Below are 277 nucleotides of genomic sequence, written 5' to 3'. Positions count from 1 at the left end.
CCCACTTGCTGCTGTTCCACCAGCAGCTCCTGCAGCCGCAGCAGTTCCTGAACCCATCGTAGCAATCGTTACAATAATGACAATAAGAGCAGCACCAGCCGCCGTTAACCCTTGTGATTTATAATCNNCCTTTATCTTGCATTGACTGCCAGACTACAGAATTCTTTTCTTTTTTAACTAGGTCAGTAATAGATGTTTTCGCAGCAATGAAGTCTAACTTACCACCAGCTTCTATAGTTGCGTCTTTTAAATATTCAAACTCGGTTCCAACAAGTCG

1 pseudogene is annotated in these 277 nt (G+C 43.3%); it reads right to left on the bottom strand.

From position 1 onward, the window contains the following. A pseudogene (locus RFW85_RS06645) lies at nt 1–277 on the bottom strand (hypothetical protein); the annotation flags it as partial.

Origin of the sequence: Acinetobacter sp. 12966, assembly GCF_031196995.1 — a bacterium.
GTDB lineage: Bacteria > Pseudomonadota > Gammaproteobacteria > Pseudomonadales > Moraxellaceae > Acinetobacter > Acinetobacter geminorum.
This window is presented reverse-complemented; position numbering and strand designations above follow the sequence as displayed.